Genomic DNA, 20683 nt, shown 5'->3' with positions numbered 1-20683 from the left:
GCCAAGAGTGTTTACACGACATTCTGGCAACAGAATTTCTTGACGACCATAGAGCATTGGAACCACCTGATCCCATCCCGAACTCAGCAGTGAAACGATGCATCGCCGATGGTAGTGTGGGGTTTCCCCATGTGAGAGTAGGTCATCGTCAAGATTCATTTCGCAAAACCCCTATCTGCGTGAGCAGGTAGGGGTTTTGTCTTTCTGGCGCATCATCACCCCCCGGGCCCGTTCGGCGCATAGACCTCCGTCTAATTGCTGTTAGTCCATTATTGCTGTTCATAAATCTCAAGGTGCGACATTATTAACCATCCAGTGACGTGACTTTCCCGCGCCTTGCCTACGTCAAGGCTTAGGTTCGGGGCACTCCTGGCCCCCGGATAGAGCGATGCCAGCGTACCGTGCTGCGCATTTCTGGACTTTCACCGTCCTATCACTTGAGGTTACAAGCAAGATGGCCAAGGCCGCCGATGTCGTTGTGCAATGCCTGGAAAACGAAGGTGTCGAGTATGTGTTCGGCATTCCCGGTGAGGAAAACCTCGACCTGCTGGAATCCCTGCGCAAGTCGAAGATCAAGCTGGTACTGACCCGCCACGAGCAGTCCGCGGGTTTCATGGCCGCCACCTATGGCCGCCTGACCGGCAAGACCGGCGTCAGCCTGTCGACCCTGGGCCCTGGTGCGACCAACCTGGTAACCGCCAGTGCGTACGCCTACCTGGGCGGCATGCCGATGATGATGATTACCGGCCAGAAGCCGATCAAGAAGTCCAAGCAGGGCCGCTTCCAGATCATCGACGTGTGCGGGATGATGGACCCCATCACTAAGTACACCCACCAGTTCGCCTCGGCCGACAACATCCCGGCGCGCATGCGAGAAGCTTTCCGTCTGGCCGAGGAAGAGAAGCCGGGCGCGGTGCACCTGGAACTGCCGGAAGACATCGCCGCCGAGCAGACCGATGCCCTGCCGATCCCGCGCAGCCTGCACCGTCGCCCGCTGGCCGAGCACGTGGCCATTGAAGCTGCCGTGGAGAAACTGCAGAAGGCCCGTAGCCCGATCCTGGTGATCGGCGCCGGCGCCAACCGCAAGATGACCGCCAAGGTCCTCAAGCAATTGATCGACAAGACCGGCATCCCATTCATCACCACCCAGATGGGTAAAGGTGTGGTCGACGAGCGCCACCCACGCTTCCTCGGCAACGCCGCGCTGTCGTCTGGTGACTTCGTTCACCGCGCCATCGAAGCCGCTGACCTGATCATCAACATCGGTCATGACGTCATCGAGAAGCCACCATTCTTCATGGTTCGTGGGGGTACCGAAGTCATCCACATCAGCTTCCGCTCCGCCGAAGTCGATGCCGTGTACTTCCCGCAAGTAGAAGTGATCGGCGACATCGCCAACGCGGTATGGCAGATCAGCGAAGCACTGAATGACACGTCGCACTGGGACTTCACCCGCCTGATGACCATCCGCGAAGCGAACGAATCGCAGATCGCCGAAGGCGCCGACGATAACCGCTTCCCGGTTTACCCGCAGCGCCTGGTCGCCGACATCCGTCGCGTGCTGCCGTCCGAAGGCATCGTTGCCCTGGACAACGGCATCTACAAGATCTGGTTCGCCCGCAACTACAAGGCGCACAAGCCCAACACCGTGCTGCTGGACAACGCCCTGGCGACCATGGGCGCTGGCCTGCCATCGGCCATGGCTTCGCACCTTGTGTACCCAGACCGTCCGGTGATTTCCGTGTGCGGCGACGGCGGCTTCATGATGAACAGCCAGGAGCTGGAAACCGCAGTACGTCTGGGCATGCACATCACCGTGGTGATCCTGCGTGACGACGGCTACGGCATGATCCGCTGGAAGCAGGCCAACATGGGCTTCACCGATTTCGGCCTGGATTATGGCAACCCGGACTTCGTCAAGTACGCCGAAGCCTACGGCGCCACCGGCCACCGCGTGGAAAGCGCCGAAGGCTTGCTGCCGCTGCTCGAGCACTGCATCAAGACCCCGGGTGTACACGTGATCGACTGCCCGGTCGATTACAGCGAGAACGACCGCATCCTCAACAGCGAGCTGCGTGAGCGCGCGCTGGCGGTCTAAGCTGTAACGCCCTCCATCGTCGGCAAGCCGGCTCCTGCCGGTACCCTGTGGTACCGACGGGGGTCGACTTGCCGGCGATTGCTTTTGAAGGGATACCCCATGTGCTAGGGTGCACGCAATTCGACTCCCCAGGACGTCCGCACATGCTTGCCCCGCTCAGCGACAAAGAACTCGCCCGCCTCGAAGACTTTTTGTACACCTACGGCAACGATTACTCGGTGCTGAACCTCGCCGAACTCAACGGCGTCCTCACTGCATTGGCCAGTTCTCCAGTCACGGTCACCCCCGAACAATGGTTGCCTGCCGTCGCCGGCGGCAAGGTGCCGAAATTCAAGAGCTCAGCCCTTGAAGAGGCGTACACCGCGCTGATGCTGCGTTATGCCCATCAGATAGCACAAGCCTTGGCTGACGACCTCGATCACTTCGAGCCATTGTTCGAAGAGCGCGAAGGCGAGCAGGGGCCCGGGGTCGACATGGAAGAGTGGTGCTTTGGCTATATGCGAGGTACCCAGGTCGCCGAATGGAGCGCACTGCCCCCCGAACAGGACCAGTTGCTCAAGGCCATCTCTCTGCATGGTTTGGAAGACGACTTCGAATTGCTCGACTCGATGAGCTTCGATGAGCGGCAGGCCTGCGTTCCAGGTGTCGTCCAGGCCGTGCGCGGACTGTATCGGTATCAGAAGCAGCAACGGCATTGAGGTCACCCATCCTGTCGTCAGCTTGCTGGCGACAGAATCGTGGATGCCGCGCGATTGTTTCGCAGCGCGAAATTATGGTTTCCCCACCACGCTGATTCTGCTGTCAGCCGAATCAGCGCAGCATGTGCTCCACCAGCCCATCCCGGTGCTGACCTGGAGCCATGCCAATGTCTACCCCGATCAAGCTCTACAACTTTCCCAAGTCCGGCCATGCCCACCGCATCGAACTGATGCTGTCCCTGCTCCAGCTCCCCACGGAGCTGGTGTTCGTCGATCTGGCCAAGGGGGCGCATAAGCAACCGGACTTCCTGGCCCTCAACCCCTTCGGCCAGGTGCCTGTGATCGAGGACAACGGCACGGTCATTGCCGATTCCAATGCCATCCTGGTGTACTTGGCCAAGGCCTATGGCGGCGAGCGCTGGCTGCCGGACGATCCGATCGGCGCAGCCCGTGTGCAGCGCTGGCTGTCGGTCGCTGCCGGGCCAGTGGCCTTTGGTCCAGCCGCGGCGCGCCTGGTGACGGTATTCGGCGCTTCGTTCAACACCGACGAAGTCATAGGCCGTGCCCACACCCTGCTCAAGGTGGTCGACGCCGAACTGGCCAAGTCGCCATTCCTGGTGGGTGATCACCCGACCATCGCAGACATCGCCAACTACTCTTACATCGCTCATGCCCCCGAGGGCAACGTCTCGCTTGAACCCTACCCGAACGTACGCGCCTGGATTGCTCGCGTCGAGGCACTGCCGGGCTTCGTGCCGATGCCACGTACGGCCATAGGCCTTCAAACCACCGTCTGAACCTTTGAGGAATGCCGCCATGCAAGAACGCACCGGATCGCCCTGGCACGCAGGTGAAAAGCGACTGCAGGAGCACGTTGGCGTTGCAGAACGCATGGAGGTATTCGGACAGAAGGTCATTCGAGACTACATGCCCGATCAACACCGCGCCTTTTACCAGCAACTGCCGTTCATGGTAATTGGAGCGGTGGACCCACAGGGCAACCCCTGGGCGACACTGCTCGAAGGCGCGGAAGGCTTCGTCAGTTCGCCCGACCCTCGGACATTGCTGATCAGCACGCCACCGGCCAGCGACGATCCAGCAGCGCCAGGCCTGGCCACAGGCGACGCCGTCGGCCTGCTTGGCATAGAACTGCATACCCGTCGACGCAACCGCATGAACGGGCTGATCCGCCAGGCTTCGGCCGAGCAACTGGAGGTGAGCGTCGAGCAGTCGTTCGGCAACTGCCCGCAGTACATCCAGCTGCGCAATTACGTACGCGTCGATGAGCCCGCCCAGCAACGCCGAGACTCGGCCGGGCTGGATGAGACGACCCGTGCCATGATCGAGAACGCCGACACCTTCTTTGTCGCCAGCTTCATCGATCATGAGGATGGGCGTCGCTCAGTGGATGTGTCCCATCGCGGTGGTCGCCCCGGCTTCGTTCGGGTCGAAGGCAATCGCCTGACCGTTCCCGACTACGCCGGCAACCTGCATTTCAACACCCTTGGCAATCTGGTCGAGAACCCGGTGGCGGGCCTGTTGTTCGTCGATTTCACCACGGGCAATGTGTTGCAGGTGTCCGGGCGCGCCGAAGTGATCCTGCAAAGCCCTTTGATCACGGCATTCGAAGGCGCCGAGCGCATCTGGACCCTGGAGGTGACGCATGTGGTGCTGCGGCCAGCGGCGTTGTCGCTACGTTGGGCATTTCAGGAATATGCGCCCACGAGCCTTGCGACTGGCACCTGGACCGAGGCCGAGCAGCGCATGCAACAGGTACAGCGCCAACGGCAATGGTTGAGCTGGCGAGTGGTCCGGATGGAGCAGGAAAGCCGCGACATTCGCTCGTTCTACCTTGCTCCAGGTGAGCCGGTGCCATTCGCGCCAGGGCAACACCTGCCCGTGCGTATCCCGCAGGGGGACGCTGCGCCATTGGTTCGTACCTACAGCTTGTCCTGCGCGCCCTCTGACGGTTTCGTGCGTATCAGTGTCAAAGCCCAGGGCCCGGCTTCCCGCCACCTGCATGAGCGAATCGCCGTCGGCGACCTGCTTGAGGTGCGTCTGCCGATGGGCAACTTTATCTTGAACAGCGAAAGTCAGCGGCCGATCGTGCTGGTTGCGGCAGGTGTGGGGATCACCCCGTTGATCGCCATGTTGCGTGCGCAGCTGGCCAGTCCCATGCCCCGGCGCATTCATCTGTTCCACGGCGCGCGCAGCCTTGCTGACCTGCCTTTCCAGCAGGAACTGGCCGGCTTGCGCCAGCAGGCAGGAGAGCTGCTGAGCGTGCATCGATCCCTGAGCCAGCCGGAGGCAGACGCCGTAGCAGGGCGCGACTACGAACATACCGGCCGCCTTGGCATCGAGCAGATCAAGGCAACGCTGGCGCTGGACGACTATGACTTCTACCTGTGTGGCCCAGCCAGTTTCACCCAGGACATCTACGACGGACTGCGCACGGTGAATGTGCCCGATGGCCGCATCCACGCAGAGGCCTTCGGTCCCTCGACGTTGCGTCGTCACACCGATGGCGATCGACCGGTGCTGCAACAACCGCCGGCAGCCAGTGAGCCGGTGCCGGTGTATTTCGCTGCGTCGGCCAAGGAGGCACGATGGACGCCGGGCGCTGGCAGCTTGCTGGAACTTGCCGAAGCACGAGGCTTGTCGCCTGATTTCAGTTGCCGAGGAGGCTCATGCGGGACCTGCAAGACCCGGCTGGTGAGTGGCCAGGTGCATTACCCGAACCCGCCAGCCGAAATGCCGGAAAGCGGTACGGTGCTGATCTGCTGTGCAGTACCGGCCCAGGCGCAGGAGCGCGGATTGGTTCTGGACCTTTGATACGAAGATGGGCGAACGTTGCAGGCGTTGGCTTGTCGGCGACCGGGCCGGTGCGGACAATACACAACCCACGATACTCAGGAGCCGGCATGGATCAGATTCACCTGATGAAGGTGTTCGTAGCCGTTGGCGAGCTGGAAAGCTTTGCCGCCGCGGCCCGTCATCTGGACATCTCGCCAGCGGCAGTCACCCGGGCTGTCAGTGCCCTGGAAGAACAGCTTGGGGTCAAGCTGTTGCTGCGCACTACCCGCAGCGTACGCCTTACCGAGGCCGGTAGCCGTTACCTGGAGGACACCCGGCACATCCTGGCCAGCATTCACGAAGCCAACGAAGCGGCAGCCGGCATCAACGCCACGCCCAGGGGCGAACTGGCGGTGACGGCGCCGATCCTGTTCGGCAAGAGGTTCGTCATGCCGTGCATCGTCCGCTACTTGCAGCAGTATCCCGAGGTGGATGTATCTGCGTACTTCCTGGACCGAATCGTGAACATGGTGGAGGAGGGCATGGATGTGGCGGTGCGCATCGGGCCACTGCCCGACTCCGGACTCAAGGCCCTGCGCGTCGGCAGGGTGCGCCGGATGCTGTGTGCATCGCCCGACTACCTGGCCCGGCATGGTGTGCCCCTGCACCCGTCGGATCTGCTGGAGCATTCCGTGATCGCCACCACCACCCTGTCGCCGAAGGCCGGCTGGCGTTTCGGCCTGACCGACGAGCCGACCATGGTGCGGATGAAGCCCCGACTGACGGTGACCAGCAACGATGGCGCGATTGCCGCGGCTGTCGGCGGTTTGGGTATCGCGCGGCTGTTGTCGTACCAGGTGGTCGAAGAAGTCGCCAGCGGAAAGTTGCAGGTGATTCTGGCCGAGTACGAAGAGGCGCCCTGGCCCATCCATGTGCTGCACCGCGAGAGCAAGTACGGCTCCTCGAAGGTCAGGACCTTCATCGACATGCTGGCGCAAACATTACGGGCGCAACACCTGGACTGAGACCACATGGCAAGGGAGGCGTCGTCTAAGACCCTCGGTAGCGCAAGCTGAAACCCAGACTCATCGCTTGCCCTTGCTGCAACAACCGCAACCCCGGCCGCCCCGGCAAGTGATGGGCATTGATCGGATGGCTGACCGGCTCGAAGCAGAAGAACGCCTGTCCCGGCGGGCAGTACAACAGAAAATGCTCGGTGCCACGGGCCCTGCATTCCAAACGATACCCCGCACCCGGCTGCTCGATGATGCAGTCTCCCGTCCATCCACTGAACGCATGATCGACCAGCGTCTCCGGCAGCAGTCCGGGGGCTTCAAAGTTCCAGTCCGGAGGTATTTCAGCCTGATACGACGGCAGCCGATCTGGCTCGGCCAGCCACACATGGCGCGCGGCAGCCTGTATCTGGGTGTCGGGATAGCGCGGGAAGTAGGGGTGCAGCCCCAACCCATACCAGGTAGCGACCTGGTCCAGGTGCGTCACGCGCAAGTCGAGTTTCAGGCACCCTTCGAGCAGATGTACATCCAGTGTCGCCCGGTACGCGAATGGCTGTTCACTGACGAGCGTCAGCCTTGCGTGGTGCTCGCGGTGAAGGTCCACATGCCAGGCCTGTTGCCAGGCACTGCCATGAATTGGGTAGGGGTCATGGGCGGTGTTGGGGGCCAGCGCCTGCCACCCGTCGGGCCGTGCGAAACCGCCTTCGGCAATTCGGTTGGACCAGGGCGCCAGCGGATAGCACGCCAGTTGCCGTGGTGTTCCGCTGGCCAGCGCGGCCGGGTCGGAGTGACGCAGCAGCGCCTGTCCGGTGGACTTGGCCTCCCAGTTGATCAGGCTGGCGCCCAGGTCGGGCGTGAGGCTCAGCCGGGTCAGGCGGTCCTGCAGGTGCAGCTCGGTTACAGCCATCAACGACTCCTTCAAGCGTGGAGATCAGCTTGCCTTGCGGTAGGTCAGCAACACGATCCCGCACACCACCACGGCACCGCCGACCAGTTGCAGCGCGCTTAGGCGCTGGTCGAGCAAGGCCCAGCCCAGCAGCAAGGTAGCGATCGGCTCTACGTTCATCACGGGTGCGTTCTGGGCCATGTTCAGCCGTGGCACACAGACGAACAGCAGGCTGAAGGCCAAGCCGTAAAGCACCACCAGGCTGGCCAGGGCCACCCAGCCGCCGATACTGCCCGGGAGCGACAACCCCGATGGCATCACACCGCTCACACCAGCGACCAGCATGCTGGAGAACACCACCAGCAAGGTCAGCAGGCTGCGTACTGGCCCGCGTACGCCGGCCAGTTTGTGATCGGTGATCCACAAACCGCAGGCGAAGGCGCATGCGGCGCAGAAGGCAAGGCCAACGCCCAGGGCCCAGTGCGGATTGGCATCGCTGCTGTCGTCCATTCGCGCGGGTACGTCCAGTGCCAATACCAGGCCGCATAGAATCAGCCCCATGAACAACACCGTTCGGCCGGTCGGGCGTGGGCCGCCCAGTGCCCAGGTGAGCAGTGCCAGTAACATCGGGAAGGTGTTGCCCACCAGTAACGCCAGGGCCACCGGAATACGTGCCACCGCCGAATACAGGCACAGGCTCTGGGTGGCGATCAGCAAACCGAGCAGCAACTGCCAGCCCCGCGTGCCAGCCGGCAGGCTCAGCCCTTGGCGTTGCCACACCAGCAGGCAGGCCAGTACCAGGAAGGTAATGCCGGAGCGGCAAAGGATTGCCAGCAACACACCGGTGCCGTCATCGAAAGCGATGCGCGCGGCGACGTGGTTGGCGGCGAACGAGCAGGCCAGCAACGCCAGCAGAGCGATCGCCAGCTTGCGGGGAAACAGGGTAGCAGCGCAGGAGGGGAAAGCCATGTGCAGGATCCATTTGCAAAGACGGGCTGTCTTGCGGTTTATCGCCGGCAAGCTGGCTCCTGCAGGTTCCACACTCACCCTGCAGACGCCGACTTACCGGCGATGGGCCACATCGTGGCCCCAAACAAGGCCACCTAAAGCACGACGCTAGGCAGCCACAACGAGATAGCCGGGATGTAAGTCACTGCTATCAGCACCAGGAACAGCGCCAGGTAGAACGGCAGCAACGCCTTCACCGTGGCCTCGATACTGACCTTGCCGATGGCCGACCCTACGAACAGCACGGCCCCCACTGGCGGCGTGATCAGGCCTATGCCTAGGTTCACCAGCATGATCATGCCGAAGTGCACCGGGTCCACACCGATACCCGTGATCACCGGCAGCAGGATCGGGGTGAGGATCAGGATCAGCGGTGCCATGTCCATCACGGTGCCCAACAGCAGCAGCATGAAGTTGATGCACATCAGGATCACATAGCGGTTGTCCGACAGGGTCAGGAACGCGGTGGTGATCTTCGACGGGATCTGCATCAGGGTCATCACGTAGCCGAAGCTGGCCGCGAAGCCGATCAGGATCATCACGATGGAGATGGTGCGTACCGTGCGATGCATCAGCTTGGGCAGGTCGCGCCACTTGTAGTCGCGGTAGATGAACATAGTCACGAAGAACGACCACACCACCGCCACGGCGGCCGATTCGGTTGCGGTGAACACCCCCGACAGGATGCCGCCGAGGATGATCACCATGGCCATCAGGCCCCAGAGCGCCTCACCGGCGATCTTCAGCGCCTGGCGCAGCGGAATCACCTCGCCCTTTGGGTAGTTGCGCTTCTTGGCGAAGATCAGGCACAGGCCCATCATCACTGCGCTCAGCAGCAACCCAGGCATGACGCCGGCCATGAACAGCGAGGCGATCGATACGGTGCCGCCGGCCGCCAGCGAGTACAGCACCGAGTTGTGGCTTGGCGGGGTCAGCAATGCCTGCACCGAGCCACTGACCGTGACGGCGGTGGAGAACTCGCGTGGGTAGCCCTTGCGTTCCATCTCCGGGATCAGCACCGAACCGACCGACGCGGTGTCGGCCACCGATGAGCCGGAGATGGCGCCGAAGAAGGTCGAGGCCGTGATGTTGACCAGTGACAGGCCACCGCGTACGAAGCCCACCAGCACCCCGGCGAAAGCCACCAGCCGGCGTGACATGCCACCCTCGGCCATGATCGCGCCGGCCAGCACGAAGAAGGGAATGGCCAGTAGCGAGAACTTGTTAACCCCGCTGGCGACCTGGATCATCATCGCTTGCAACGGGATGTCGATCCACCACGCACCGATCAGTGCCGCCATGCCTAGCGCGTAGGCCACCGGCATGCCCAGCAGAATCAGCAGGATGAAGCTGCCCAACAGAATGAACGCATCCATTTACACCGCTCCTTCGCTTTCTTCCACCAGGTCGAAGCGCACGACCTTGCGGTTGCTCTGATCGCCCAGCATGAGTTTTTCCAGCACGAAGATCAGGGTCAGCACACCTCCAACCGGGATCGGTGCATAGCTCATGCCTACCCGCACCGCAGGCAGAGAAGCCATGTACTGGTTCCAGGTGGTGATGCACAGCTGGGTGCCGTACCAGGTCATGAAGATGCACACCACGACCATCAGCAGCTGCACCAGTACGGCCACCGAGCGACGGGTTGGTGCGGGCAGACGGTCGGTGACCATTGCTACGGCCATGTGTGCGCCGGCCCGGTAACTGGCGGCGGCACCGACGAAGGTGAACAACACCATCAGCAGAATGGCCACAGGCTCCGGCCAACTGGAACCAGTGCCCAGGACGTAACGGGCGAAGATGCCCCAAGGGATGATCAGCGACATGGCCAGTACCGCCAGGCCCGCGATCCAGATGCAACTGCTGTACAACCTGTCATTCACACGCAGGAAAAGGTTTTTCATTGGCATCACCGAAGCTGCAGGGCGGCGAAAACCGCACTGCAGGGGTCATCTGGGAACGGAGCCGGCGTCACTGGACGTCGGCGATACGCTTCATCAGGTCGGCGTATTGCGCGCCGTACTTCTCGCGCACCGCAGCGGTGGCATCGTAGAACGGCTTCTTGTCGACGGCGATGAACTCGACACCGGCGGCCTTGAGCTTCTCTTCGCTGGCAATGGACTTGGCGTCCCATAGCGCACGCTCTTCCATTTGCGCTTCACGGGCGACCTTCTTGACCAGCGCCTGCTGCTCGGGGGTCAGCTTGTTCCAGGTGGTCTTGGACATCACCACCGGTTCCGGAAGGATCAGATGCCCGGTCAGGGTGTAGTACTTGGCGTTCTGGAAATGGTTGTGCTCAAGCAGGGTCGGCGGGTTGTTCTCGGCCCCGTCGATGACGCCCGTCTGCAAGGCGCTGAAGATTTCGCCGGTGTCCATCGCGATGCCATTGCCGCCCATGGCGTTCATCATATCGATGAACACCGGGTTGCCTTGCACGCGAATCTTCATGCCCTTGAGATCGTCGATGCTGCGCACCGGGTGCTTGGTGTAGAGGTTACGGGTCCCGCCGTCCATCCAGGCCAGGGCCACCAGGTTGAATTCGGAGTTGGTGATCTTGTCGAGAATCTCCTGGCCGATTTCGCCGTCGATGACTTTGCGCATGTGGTCGTGGTCGCGGAATACGAATGGCATGTTGAACACGTTCACGTCAGGCACTACCGGGCCGACGATCCCCAAGCTCACGCGGGTCATTTGCACGGCACCAATCTGTGCTTGCTCGATGACTTCCTTCTCGGAGCCCAGCACGCCGCCGGCGAACATCTTGAAGGTGATATCGCCATTGCTGGCCGCCTCGAGTTTCTTGCCCATGTTCTGTTCGGCGACCACGGTCGGGTAGCCGGCGGGGTGAATCTCGGCGAACTTGATGTCCAGCGCCGAAGCGGTGGAGGACAGGGTGAAAGTGAACGGGAGTACGGCAAGAAGCAGCTTGCGTTTGAACGTCATGATGAAACTCCGTGTTTTTTATTATCTGGTTTCGTACGTGTCGGTGTAGGTGCGGCAGGTGGCGGTTCAGCCCCGGTAGGCAGGTTCCTCCAGGCCTTGGACGCCAGGGTTCAAGGCAAACACTCCCCCAGCCAATGGCTGGTCGGAGAGGTCGATGCCCGGGGGGCGAATCGACGTGACGAACAGGGTGTCGAGGTGGGCCCCCCCGAAGGCGCACATCGCCGGTTTTTTCACCGGCACGCTCAATGAGCGGTCGAGACGGCCGTCAGGGCTGAAACGGTGGATCTGGCCGGCGTCGTTACCGCAGATCCAATAGCAGCCGTCTGCGTCGACAGCGGCGCCGTCGGGCCGACCGGGGTAGGCGCGCATGTCGACGAACAGACGCTGGTTGTGTGGGGTGCCGCTGTCGATGTCGTAGTCGAAGGCCCAGATCTTCTGCACGTTGGGGTGCGAGTCGGATAAGTACATGCGTGTGCCATCGGGGCTGAATGCCAGGCCGTTGGGCACGATCATGTCCTTGAGATGCACGTGCATCTGGCCTTCGCCATCATGGCGGTACAGGGCGCCGACATGGGCGCCTTGCTGCATGTCCATGAGCATGGTGCCGGCCCAGAAGCGGCCTTGGCGGTCGCAACGGCCATCGTTGAAGCGCATGCCTGCCTGGGCATGTTCGACGGCGCTCAGCAGGCGGCTGTCGAGGGTACCGTCCGACCTGCTTCGAAGCTGGAAGATGCCGGTCTGCATGCCAGCGATCCAACCCTGCTCGCCACGGGCGATGCAGGCGAGCATTTCCTCGCCTTGCCAGACGTCGTGGCTGCCGTCTCCCTGCCAGCGATGCAGCTGGCGGGCGGGAATGTCGACCCAGTACAGGGCTTGTTCGAGGGGGTGCCACACGGGGCTTTCGCCGGTGCCGTTGCGGGCGTCGACGATCAGTTCGCAGTTCATGGCCGTACCTCCTGGCGCGCCGTGGATCAGTTGAACGGTCCGGCCACGGTGAACGCACCGCCCTGGTAGACCATGCTTGGATCATCGGCGGCGGGCGCCGGCTCGGCTTCAACGGCTTCGCGAAAGACCTCGGAGGTATCCTTGGGCGCATAGCCCAGATGCGCGGCATGACGGTTGTCCCACCACACCGTGCGGTTGTTCGAAGCGCCATAGACGACGGTATGGCCGACGTCGGGAGTGGACAGGCCGCGCGCTATCAACTGGACCAGATCGTCGTAACTGAGCCAGGTGCAGAGCATCCGGCGGTTCTGCGGCTGCGGGAAGGACGAGCCGATACGAATGCTCACCGTTTCGATGCCATAACGGTCGAAGTAGAAGCTGGCGACGTCCTCGCCATAGCATTTGGATAGCCCATAGTAGCTGTCGGGGCGGCGCGGGGAGAGAGCGTCGATGCGCTCGTCCTGACGGTAGAACCCTATGGTGTGGTTTGAGCTGGCGAAGACGATGCGCTTGACCCCGTGCTTGCGCGCCGCTTCGTAGATATGGAATACCCCGCAGATGTTGGGGCCGAGGATGTCCTCGAAAGAATGTTCGGTGGACACGCCGCCGAAGTGGATGATCGCATCCACGCCTTCGACCAGCGCATGAACGGCGGCCTTGTCGGCCAGATCGCAGGTCACCACTTCTTCATGGGGGCCCGCGGGGGGAGCCATTGGCTCGATGTCGGAAAGGCGCAGGACCTCGGCGTAGCCTTGCAGGCGTTCGCGAAGGACCTTGCCCAGGCCGCCTGCCGCTCCGGTGAGCAGCAGGCGATTGAGGGGAGTAGGGGTCATGGCCGGCTCTTGTTGTTAGTTGTTGTAAGTTGTCGTATGACTTTGTTGATTATCGGTAGTGGTTTCCGCGGTTGTCAATGCTGCTGTGCGGCTCCCACTGCAATAGCGTCAAAGGAGCGACAATGGGTAGTTGAAGATCAACCGGTTCTCATCGAACTCGTTGTTGCTGTAGTCACGACGAATGCTTGAGTTACGCCATTTCACGCTCAAGTCCTTCAGAACCCCGCTCTGAATCACATACGCCAGTTCCGTCTCCCGTACCCATTCCTTGCCATCGGTCACGGCCCCGCTGTGCACGTCGCGCCCGCTGATGTACCGGTTCATCAGGGTCAAGCCAGGCACCCCGACGGTGACGAAGTTGAAGTCATGACGCAGCTGCCACGACCGCTCGTTGGCGTTATCGAAGCTGGAGTTGTAGCTGTCGTTGGCCAAGGTTCCGCCGCTGGTGCCATTGACCCGCATCCAGGTGTCGCCATCGACCTTCTGCAGACCGACCCAGAAGGTGTTGCCGCCATATTTGGCCGACAGCATCGCCGAGTAGGTATCGTTGTCCAGTTTCCCGGCGCGTTCTGAGCCGTCCTCGCCGCCGTGGAAGTAACCCAGGTTGGCACCTAGGGTCCAGTTGCCCACCGGCTGGCTGTGGCTCAGCTGCAGGTACTGCTGCTCGTAAACGTCCTTCAGCACCGCGTTCCACAGCCCTACCAGCGTACGGTCTTGGTTGAACTTGTATTCGCCACCGACGAAGTTGAAGCGGTCCGACACCCCGCCGCCGTAGCTCATGTCCTCCATGCTCGCATCGTTGCGCGGGCTGTTGCCGCGGAACTGGCCACCATAGAGTGTCAGCCCGGCGATTTCATTGGAGGTTACCTGGCCACCACGGAAGGTTTGCGGCAGCGAGCGGCCATCGTCCGAACGCAGAATAGGCAGTACTGGCATCCATTCACCGATCTTCAGTTCGGTCTTCGAGATACGCGCCTTGCCCGCCACTGCCAGACGCCCGAAATCATCTGCCGGCCGTCCGTCGTCATGGCGCGGCAGCAGTGCGGTGCCGTAGGTGCCGCCACCGCCATCGAGCTTCACCGACCACAGCCCCAGCACATCCACACCGAACCCTATTGGCCCTTCGGTGAACCCGGAGCGTGCGTCGAGGATGAAGCTCTGGGTCCATTCCTCGGCCTTGCTTTGCGGGTTGCTGGGGTTGGTGAAGTTGCGATTGATGTAGAAGTTGCGCAGGCCCAGGGTGGCCTTGGCGTCCTCAACGAAGCCTTCGGCCAGGCTGATACCGGGCAGGCTGGCCAGCAGGCCGGCGCCAAACAGGGCGAAGGGGAGGGTTCTTTGGCAGATTTTCATTGTTGTTGTGCTCCACAAAAGGGTGCGGCAGCCCGTCCACCGCACGCGCGCGAGCGGCCTACGGGGGGAAGATATGCAGGTGCGACGATGCCGGGGCGCTAGGTGCCCGTGGCCTGAGTACAGGGGAGGTATGAAATGCGAGGGTGGGGTGCAATGGGTGTCGACATGGGATCGTCCACAGATTGTTGTTTTTGTTATGTGTTGTCGTACAACTATGGCGATTATTAGCAAGCACGGACGGGTGTGTCAACGCTTCGCGATGGCCGTATTGCTGGGGATTTCGCTCTGATTTCGAGTGCCTGTGCGAGCAATGGCTCTAGCACGCTAATCCGATGACATCCTACGACTAAAGTGTGGTTTATCCATCACCCACCCACTTTCGGGTCCGGGTCGAGCTAGCGGGTGTAATGCCCGTCGAAGAAGCGCCCGGTCATCCGACCGAGTTCGTGGGCGCAAAAGCACACTTAGGATTCGAACCCGAGTGCCTGGAGGGGACGGTTGTGACGGGTGAAGAGGAGGGCTGGTGGAGATCAGTCTTGGCTGGCCTCCGGGCTCTCCATGGTTTGGAGCAGACGGGGCGCATGTGCCAAAGGCCTGCGAACGCTGGTTTCGTTAGGGCTGGGTGTCGGGAGCTATGGGGAGTTGGGTTTAAACAATCAGAAGCTCGCCAGAAAACAAGTGCGGAAGAGCGTTTCTCCAATTCGATAAAAAGGCTGCCCGAAGGCAGCCTTTGGGGGCATCAATCCCAGCTCAACGCACCACCCGTCTGGTACTCGATCACACGGGTTTCGAAGAAGTTCTTCTCTTTCTTCAAGTCCATGATCTCGCTCATCCAAGGGAACGGGTTGGTAGTCCCAGGATACTCTTCCTTCAGGCCAATCTGGGTCAGGCGACGGTTTGCGATGAACTTGAGGTAGTCCTCCATCATCGCGGCGTTCATGCCCAGTACGCCGCGTGGCATGGTGTCACGGGCGTATTCGATCTCCAGCTGGGTCCCTTGCAGGATCATCTGGGTGGCTTCTTCCTTCATCGCCGCATCCCACAGGTGCGGGTTCTCGATCTTGATCTGGTTGATCACGTCGATACCGAAGTTCAGGTGCATCGACTCGTCACGCAGGATGTACTGGAACTGCTCGGCAACGCCGGTCATCTTGTTGCGGCGGCCCATCGACAGGATCTGGGTGAAGCCGCAGTAGAAGAAGATGCCTTCCAGCACGCAGTAGTAGGCGATCAGGTTGCGCAGCAGCTCTTTGTCGGTTTCGACGGTACCGGTGTTGAATTCCGGATCGGAGATGGCGCGGGTGTACTTCAGGCCCCAGGCGGCTTTTTTAGCGACCGACGGGATCTCGTGGTACATGTTGAAGATCTCGCCTTCATCCATGCCCAGTGACTCGATGCAGTACTGGTAGGCGTGGGTGTGGATCGCCTCTTCGAACGCCTGGCGCAGGATGTACTGGCGGCACTCGGGGTTGGTGATCAGGCGGTACACGGCCAGGGCCAGGTTGTTGGCCACCAGCGAGTCAGCGGTGGAGAAGAAGCCGAGGTTGCGCATCACGATGCGGCGCTCGTCTTCAGTCAGGCCGTCCATGCTCTTCCACAGGGCGATGTCGGCGGTCATGTTGACCTCTTGCGGCATCCAGTGGTTGGCGCAGCCATCGAGGTACTTCTGCCAGGCCCAGTCGTACTTGAACGGAACCAGCTGGTTGAGGTCGGCGCGGCAGTTGATCATGCGCTTTTCGTCAACGCGAACGCGGGCGCTGGAGCCTTCCAGCTCGGCCAGGCCTTCGGCGATGTCGAGGTCGTTCAGGGCGGCCTTGGCGCGCTTGACTGCGTCGGAGTCGTCGGCGGTGGCTACTCGGGCTTCCTGGGCGGCGGCATCGCCGGCGCTGTCGAGCTTGTCCAGGGTGGCGGCAGCGGCCTGCGCAGGGGTGTTGCCTTTTGCGGCGACTTCGCCGTCTTCCTTGTCGAATTCGTCCCAGCTCAGCATGGTTTGGCTCCTGCTTGAGGGTCGCCCTCGGGCAACCGGTTGGATAGTAAGAATGTGATGCCTGACGCAAGGCCGTTACGGCGAATGGACAGCTCGAGAGGCTGACTCTCGTTACATCTGAGTGTGTTCTGGCTTGTACCTGGCCAGTCCTCGCAGAGGGGCCAGGACAATAGAATGGGCCCTTTTCAGAGGGGGCGCAGTATACCGGATTTCGCCTTCGATCGGGGTGCGTGTCGCGCGGGCGAGGGTAACTTTTTCGACCGGTTTTACGCGCATCCGTTCACGAAGCTCGTGTCGTTTTCTACGGTGAAAGAGTGTAGCGGCAAAAACAAACAAGCACTACATATTGTGCCTTATTATTTTTTCTGCACAGGATATTGGGTTGGCGCCACCGCTTGTAGAAGCGGCTTCATGTCGCGGAAGGGCTTGCTAAGCGGGCCCCCAATCGCATTGATGACGCCGAGATCAGGGGCGCGCCTCGCGACCCTTTCGCGATACAAGGCCGCTACCAAGAACACCGAGTCAACTGCGCTGCTTATGCAGCGTTTCGACGATATGCGTCTTGGGATGCCTGCGTGCTTCTTCGACCGACGTGAAGCGGCCGGTTTCAGCGTTGCGACCGATCTTGCGTATTGCCACTTGTTTCCGCGCCATGAGGATGTCCTTCTTGGAGAGGGGTCTGTCCCTTTTACCGAAGCGCCAGAGCGCAGGGCAAAGGGTGAGGTTTCTCCGTGACGCGGATACAAAAATGCCGCAAGGGGCACCCAAAGGCACCCCTGCGGCACTGAGCCTTACTGGCAGGCTTCGCAGTCAGGCTCGTCGATCGCGCAGGCCTTCGGCACTGGCGCAGGGCCGGCAGCCTGGACCGGGGTGCTGTCGCCACCGCTGGAAACGGCGTTGAGTTTGCCGGTGTTGATGGTCGACTTCTCGGTGCTGGTCGCGGCCAGGGCACGGAGGTAGTAGGTGGTTTTCAGACCACGGTACCAGGCCATGCGGTAGGTCACGTCCAGCTTCTTGCCCGAGGCGCCGGCGATGTACAGGTTCAGCGACTGAGCCTGGTCGATCCACTTCTGGCGACGCGAGGCGGCGTCGACGATCCACTTGGTCTCGACTTCGAACGCGGTGGCATAGAGGTCCTTGAGCTCCTGCGGGATACGCTCGATCTGCTGCACCGAACCGTCGTAGTACTTCAGGTCGTTGATCATGACCGAGTCCCACAGGCCGCGGGCCTTCAGGTCGCGCACCAGGTACGGGTTGATCACGGTGAATTCGCCCGACAGGTTCGATTTCACGTACAGGTTCTGGTAAGTCGGCTCGATCGACTGCGAAACGCCGGTGATGTTGGCGATGGTCGCGGTCGGCGCGATGGCCATGATGTTCGAGTTGCGAATACCTTTCTTGACGCGCTCACGCACCGGCGCCCAATCCAGCGACTCTTCCAGGTTGACGTCGATGTACTTGGCACCACGGGCCTCGATCAGGATCTGTTGCGAGTCCAGTGGCAGGATGCCTTTGGACCACAGCGAGCCCTGGAAGGTCTCGTAGGCACCGCGCTCGTCGGCCAGGTCGCAGGATGCTTGGATGGCGTAGTAGCTGACCGCTTCCATCGACTTGTCGGCGAACTCGACGGCAGCGTCCGAGCCGTAAGGAATGTGCTGCAGGTACAGCGCATCCTGGAAGCCCATGATGCCCAGGCCGACCGGACGGTGCTTGAAGTTCGAATTGCGCGCTTGCGGCACCGAGTAGTAGTTGATGTCGATCACGTTGTCGAGCATGCGCACGGCGGTCTTGACGGTACGCGCCAGTTTCGCGGTGTCCAGCTTGCCATCGACGATGTGGTTCGGCAGGTTGATCGAACCCAGGTTGCACACGGCGATTTCATCGGCGTTGGTGTTCAGGGTGATCTCGGTGCACAGGTTCGAGCTGTGGACCACGCCCACGTGCTGCTGCGGCGAACGCAGGTTGCACGGGTCTTTGAAGGTCAGCCACGGATGGCCGGTCTCGAACAGCATCGACAGCATCTTGCGCCACAGGTCTTTGGCCTGGATGGTCTTGAATACCTTGATCTTGTTGTACTCGGTCAGGGCTTCGTAGTACTCGTAACGCTCTTCGAAGGCCTTGCCGGTCAGGTCGTGCAGATCAGGCACTTCCGATGGCGAGAACAGGGTCCACTTGCCGTCGTCGAAGACGCGCTTCATGAACAGGTCGGGGATCCAGTTCGCGGTGTTCATGTCGTGGGTACGACGACGATCGTCACCGGTGTTCTTGCGCAGTTCGAGGAATTCCTCGATGTCCAGGTGCCAGGTTTCCAGGTAGGCACACACGGCACCCTTGCGCTTGCCGCCCTGGTTGACGGCAACGGCGGTGTCGTTGACCACTTTCAGGAACGGCACGACGCCCTGGGATTTGCCGTTGGTGCCTTTAATGTAGGAGCCCAGTGCCCGTACCGGAGTCCAGTCGTTGCCCAGGCCACCGGCGAATTTCGACAGCATGGCGTTGTCGTGGATCGCGTGGTAGATGCCCGACAGGTCGTCCGGGACGGTGGTCAGGTAGCAGCTGGACAGCTGCGGACGCAGGGTGCCGGCGTTGAACAGGGTCGGGGTCGAAGCCATGTAGTCGAACGACGAGAGCAGGTTGTAGAACTCGATCGCACGGGCTTCCTTGTCTTTCTCTTCCAGCGCCAGGCCCATGGCCACACGCATGAAGAACACCTGCGGCAGCTCGAAGCGCACGCCATCCTTGTGGATGAAGTAGCGGTCGTACAGGGTCTGCAGGCCCAGGTAGGTGAATTGCTGGTCACGCTCGTGGTCGATGGCCTTGCCCAGACGCTCCAGGTCATAGCCTTTCAGGGCCGGGTCCAGCAGCTCGAACTCGACGCCTTTCTCGACATAGGCCGGCAGGGCTTTGGCATACAGCTCGGCCATTTCGTGGTGGGTGGCGCTGTCGGCCACGCCCAGGAAGCCCAGGCCTTCGGCACGCAGGGTGTCCATCAACAGGCGGGCGGTGACGAACGAGTAGTTCGGCTCGCGCTCGACCAGGGTACGGGCGGTCATCACCAGGGCGGTGTTGACGTCCTTGATGGCCACGCCGTCGTACAGGTTCTTCAGGGTGTCGCGCTGGATCAGCTCACCATCGACTTCGGCCAGGCCTTCGCAGGCTTCGCTGATGATGGTGTTCAGACGGGCCATGTCCAGCGGTGCCAGGCTGCCATCGGCCAGGGTGATGCGGATGGACGGGTGCGGCTCGACCACGGCGTCGGTGTGGGCGCGGGTGGCACGCTCCTTGGCGCGTTGCTCGCGATAGATCACGTAGTCACGGGCAACTTTCTGCTCGCCAGCACGCATCAGGGCCAGTTCGACCTGGTCCTGGATTTCTTCGATGTGGATGGTGCCACCCGATGGCATGCGACGCTTGAACGTGGCGGTGACCTGCTCGGTCAGGCGCGCGACGGTGTCGTGGATGCGCGACGAGGCAGCGGCGGTGCCGCCTTCAACTGCGAGGAACGCCTTGGTGATGGCCACGGTGATCTTGTCGTCGGTGTAGGGGACGACAGTGCCGTTGCGCTTGATCACGCGCAGTTGGCCAGGGGCGGTGGCAGCCAGATCCTGGTTGGAATCGGCGGCCTGCGGCGCCTGGGCCTGCGGGTTCTCGCGAGTTGTCTCGGTTTGCATGGGTGGGTGTCTCCACAGTTTCTATATTGTTCAGGCGCCTTTTGGGCGCCCACCGTTCCGTCCGCTTGCTCGATGGCCCAGGGGGATGCGACGTGCACGCGCATCCGCCCGCTCGGGCGTACCGACTTCGGGACAGACTCAGGAATAAGGGGCAATAACCTGCCGCTCCCTGGCCGAAGTCAAAGGTTCTGGGCGTTGCCCAAAATCTGTTGCTGATGGATGTCAGGCTTGGCCTGCAACACCCATGCCCGAACAATGCCCTGCATGGGCTTGCCTCGGACGCCTCCGCAGGAGCGGTTTGGCTGCTGAAATCACCTGAAGTTCAGCCAGAAATTTCGCTTGAAATCCTGCGCCGACTTGTGTTTGTGATTTTGCGCGAACCCCAATATCTAGTGGTTCGCTGCGATGGGGATACAAGATAATGCGGTATCGGGGCCTTTGCAAGGATGGCGACTGTG

Annotated in this window: 16 protein-coding genes and 1 rRNA gene; 6 read left to right on the top strand and 11 right to left on the bottom strand. The window is 61.6% G+C overall.

Annotated features, from left to right (window positions below; genetic code table 11):
* The first annotated feature begins 38 nt into the window (after positions 1 to 38).
* The 6 genes from rrf (at position 39) to H620_RS0105625 (ending at position 6614) form a co-directional block, all read left to right on the top strand.
* Positions 39 to 154 (top strand): 5S ribosomal RNA (gene rrf / locus H620_RS0105650).
* Positions 155 to 454: 300 nt separating this feature from the next.
* Positions 455 to 2098: an acetolactate synthase large subunit gene (locus tag H620_RS0105645; RefSeq protein ID WP_023379102.1), complete on the top strand. Its 1644-nt coding sequence runs from the start codon at positions 455 to 457 to the stop codon at positions 2096 to 2098.
* Between the two features lie 143 nt (positions 2099 to 2241).
* On the top strand, positions 2242 to 2796 hold the full coding sequence (locus H620_RS0105640; protein ID WP_023379103.1) for a UPF0149 family protein: 555 nt from the start codon (positions 2242 to 2244) through the stop codon (positions 2794 to 2796).
* 167 nt (positions 2797 to 2963) lie between these two features.
* A complete protein-coding gene (locus tag H620_RS0105635) occupies positions 2964 to 3593 on the top strand; it encodes a glutathione S-transferase family protein (RefSeq protein ID WP_027906914.1) in 630 nt (209 codons plus the stop codon).
* Between the two features lie 19 nt (positions 3594 to 3612).
* Entirely contained in the window at positions 3613 to 5628 is a 2016-nt protein-coding gene (locus H620_RS0105630) for a pyridoxamine 5'-phosphate oxidase family protein (RefSeq protein WP_023379105.1), read from the top strand.
* Between the two features lie 89 nt (positions 5629 to 5717).
* Complete coding sequence (locus H620_RS0105625) at positions 5718 to 6614, top strand: LysR family transcriptional regulator (protein WP_027906913.1); 897 nt, start codon at positions 5718 to 5720, stop codon at positions 6612 to 6614.
* 25 nt (positions 6615 to 6639) lie between these two features.
* On the opposite strand, the gene H620_RS0105620 is transcribed toward H620_RS0105625, so the two are convergent.
* The 11 genes from H620_RS0105620 to H620_RS0105570 form a co-directional block, all read right to left on the bottom strand.
* A complete protein-coding gene (locus tag H620_RS0105620) occupies positions 6640 to 7509 on the bottom strand; it encodes an aldose 1-epimerase (RefSeq protein WP_027906912.1) in 870 nt (289 codons plus the stop codon).
* A gap of 24 nt (positions 7510 to 7533) precedes the next feature.
* The gene (locus H620_RS0105615; RefSeq protein WP_027906911.1) at positions 7534 to 8457 is read right to left on the bottom strand and encodes an EamA family transporter; all 924 of its coding nucleotides are present in this window, start codon (positions 8455 to 8457) and stop codon (positions 7534 to 7536) included.
* Between the two features lie 134 nt (positions 8458 to 8591).
* Complete coding sequence (locus H620_RS0105610) at positions 8592 to 9872, bottom strand: TRAP transporter large permease (RefSeq protein ID WP_023379109.1); 1281 nt, start codon at positions 9870 to 9872, stop codon at positions 8592 to 8594.
* On the bottom strand, positions 9873 to 10400 hold the full coding sequence (locus tag H620_RS0105605) for a TRAP transporter small permease (protein ID WP_023379110.1): 528 nt from the start codon (positions 10398 to 10400) through the stop codon (positions 9873 to 9875).
* Between the two features lie 67 nt (positions 10401 to 10467).
* Positions 10468 to 11439 (bottom strand): TRAP transporter substrate-binding protein, encoded by a 972-nt coding sequence (locus tag H620_RS0105600; RefSeq protein WP_023379111.1) that lies wholly within the window; start codon positions 11437 to 11439, stop codon positions 10468 to 10470.
* Positions 11440 to 11505: 66 nt separating this feature from the next.
* A complete protein-coding gene (locus tag H620_RS0105595) occupies positions 11506 to 12384 on the bottom strand; it encodes a glucurono-1,5-lactonase (protein WP_023379112.1) in 879 nt (292 codons plus the stop codon).
* Positions 12385 to 12410: 26 nt separating this feature from the next.
* Positions 12411 to 13217, bottom strand: a complete 807-nt coding sequence (locus tag H620_RS0105590) for an NAD-dependent epimerase/dehydratase family protein (RefSeq protein ID WP_023379113.1) — start codon at positions 13215 to 13217, stop codon at positions 12411 to 12413.
* 108 nt (positions 13218 to 13325) lie between these two features.
* Entirely contained in the window at positions 13326 to 14567 is a 1242-nt protein-coding gene (locus H620_RS0105585; protein ID WP_023379114.1) for an OprD family porin, read from the bottom strand.
* 739 nt (positions 14568 to 15306) lie between these two features.
* A complete protein-coding gene (locus tag H620_RS0105580; protein WP_023379115.1) occupies positions 15307 to 16554 on the bottom strand; it encodes a ribonucleotide-diphosphate reductase subunit beta in 1248 nt (415 codons plus the stop codon).
* 522 nt (positions 16555 to 17076) lie between these two features.
* Positions 17077 to 17208, bottom strand: coding sequence for a hypothetical protein (locus H620_RS27570; protein WP_256583383.1), 132 nt, complete (start codon positions 17206 to 17208; stop codon positions 17077 to 17079).
* A 137-nt stretch (positions 17209 to 17345) separates the two neighbouring features.
* Positions 17346 to 20225 carry a ribonucleoside-diphosphate reductase subunit alpha gene (locus tag H620_RS0105570; protein WP_023379116.1) on the bottom strand — a complete coding sequence of 960 codons (2880 nt, stop codon included), beginning with the start codon at positions 20223 to 20225 and terminating at the stop codon, positions 17346 to 17348.
* Positions 20226 to 20683 lie beyond the last annotated feature (458 nt).

Origin of the sequence: Pseudomonas taiwanensis DSM 21245, from assembly GCF_000425785.1 — a bacterium.
Lineage (GTDB): Bacteria > Pseudomonadota > Gammaproteobacteria > Pseudomonadales > Pseudomonadaceae > Aquipseudomonas > Aquipseudomonas taiwanensis.
This window is presented reverse-complemented; position numbering and strand designations above follow the sequence as displayed.

What these genes read in the sequence shown, in the direction of transcription:
- H620_RS0105585 (WP_023379114.1), bottom strand. Translation starts at nt 14,567, where the DNA reads ATGAAAATCTGCCAAAGAACCCTCCCCTTCGCCCTGTTTGGCGCCGGC.
- H620_RS0105605 (WP_023379110.1), bottom strand. Translation starts at nt 10,400, where the DNA reads ATGAAAAACCTTTTCCTGCGTGTGAATGACAGGTTGTACAGCAGTTGC.
- H620_RS0105640 (WP_023379103.1), top strand. Translation starts at nt 2,242, where the DNA reads ATGCTTGCCCCGCTCAGCGACAAAGAACTCGCCCGCCTCGAAGACTTT.
- H620_RS0105625 (WP_027906913.1), top strand. Translation starts at nt 5,718, where the DNA reads ATGGATCAGATTCACCTGATGAAGGTGTTCGTAGCCGTTGGCGAGCTG.
- H620_RS0105645 (WP_023379102.1), top strand. Translation starts at nt 455, where the DNA reads ATGGCCAAGGCCGCCGATGTCGTTGTGCAATGCCTGGAAAACGAAGGT.
- H620_RS27570 (WP_256583383.1), bottom strand. Translation starts at nt 17,208, where the DNA reads ATGGCGCGGAAACAAGTGGCAATACGCAAGATCGGTCGCAACGCTGAA.
- H620_RS0105600 (WP_023379111.1), bottom strand. Translation starts at nt 11,439, where the DNA reads ATGACGTTCAAACGCAAGCTGCTTCTTGCCGTACTCCCGTTCACTTTC.
- H620_RS0105590 (WP_023379113.1), bottom strand. Translation starts at nt 13,217, where the DNA reads ATGACCCCTACTCCCCTCAATCGCCTGCTGCTCACCGGAGCGGCAGGC.
- H620_RS0105615 (WP_027906911.1), bottom strand. Translation starts at nt 8,457, where the DNA reads ATGGCTTTCCCCTCCTGCGCTGCTACCCTGTTTCCCCGCAAGCTGGCG.
- H620_RS0105610 (WP_023379109.1), bottom strand. Translation starts at nt 9,872, where the DNA reads ATGGATGCGTTCATTCTGTTGGGCAGCTTCATCCTGCTGATTCTGCTG.
- H620_RS0105620 (WP_027906912.1), bottom strand. Translation starts at nt 7,509, where the DNA reads ATGGCTGTAACCGAGCTGCACCTGCAGGACCGCCTGACCCGGCTGAGC.
- H620_RS0105635 (WP_027906914.1), top strand. Translation starts at nt 2,964, where the DNA reads ATGTCTACCCCGATCAAGCTCTACAACTTTCCCAAGTCCGGCCATGCC.
- H620_RS0105570 (WP_023379116.1), bottom strand. Translation starts at nt 20,225, where the DNA reads ATGCAAACCGAGACAACTCGCGAGAACCCGCAGGCCCAGGCGCCGCAG.
- H620_RS0105580 (WP_023379115.1), bottom strand. Translation starts at nt 16,554, where the DNA reads ATGCTGAGCTGGGACGAATTCGACAAGGAAGACGGCGAAGTCGCCGCA.
- H620_RS0105595 (WP_023379112.1), bottom strand. Translation starts at nt 12,384, where the DNA reads ATGAACTGCGAACTGATCGTCGACGCCCGCAACGGCACCGGCGAAAGC.
- H620_RS0105630 (WP_023379105.1), top strand. Translation starts at nt 3,613, where the DNA reads ATGCAAGAACGCACCGGATCGCCCTGGCACGCAGGTGAAAAGCGACTG.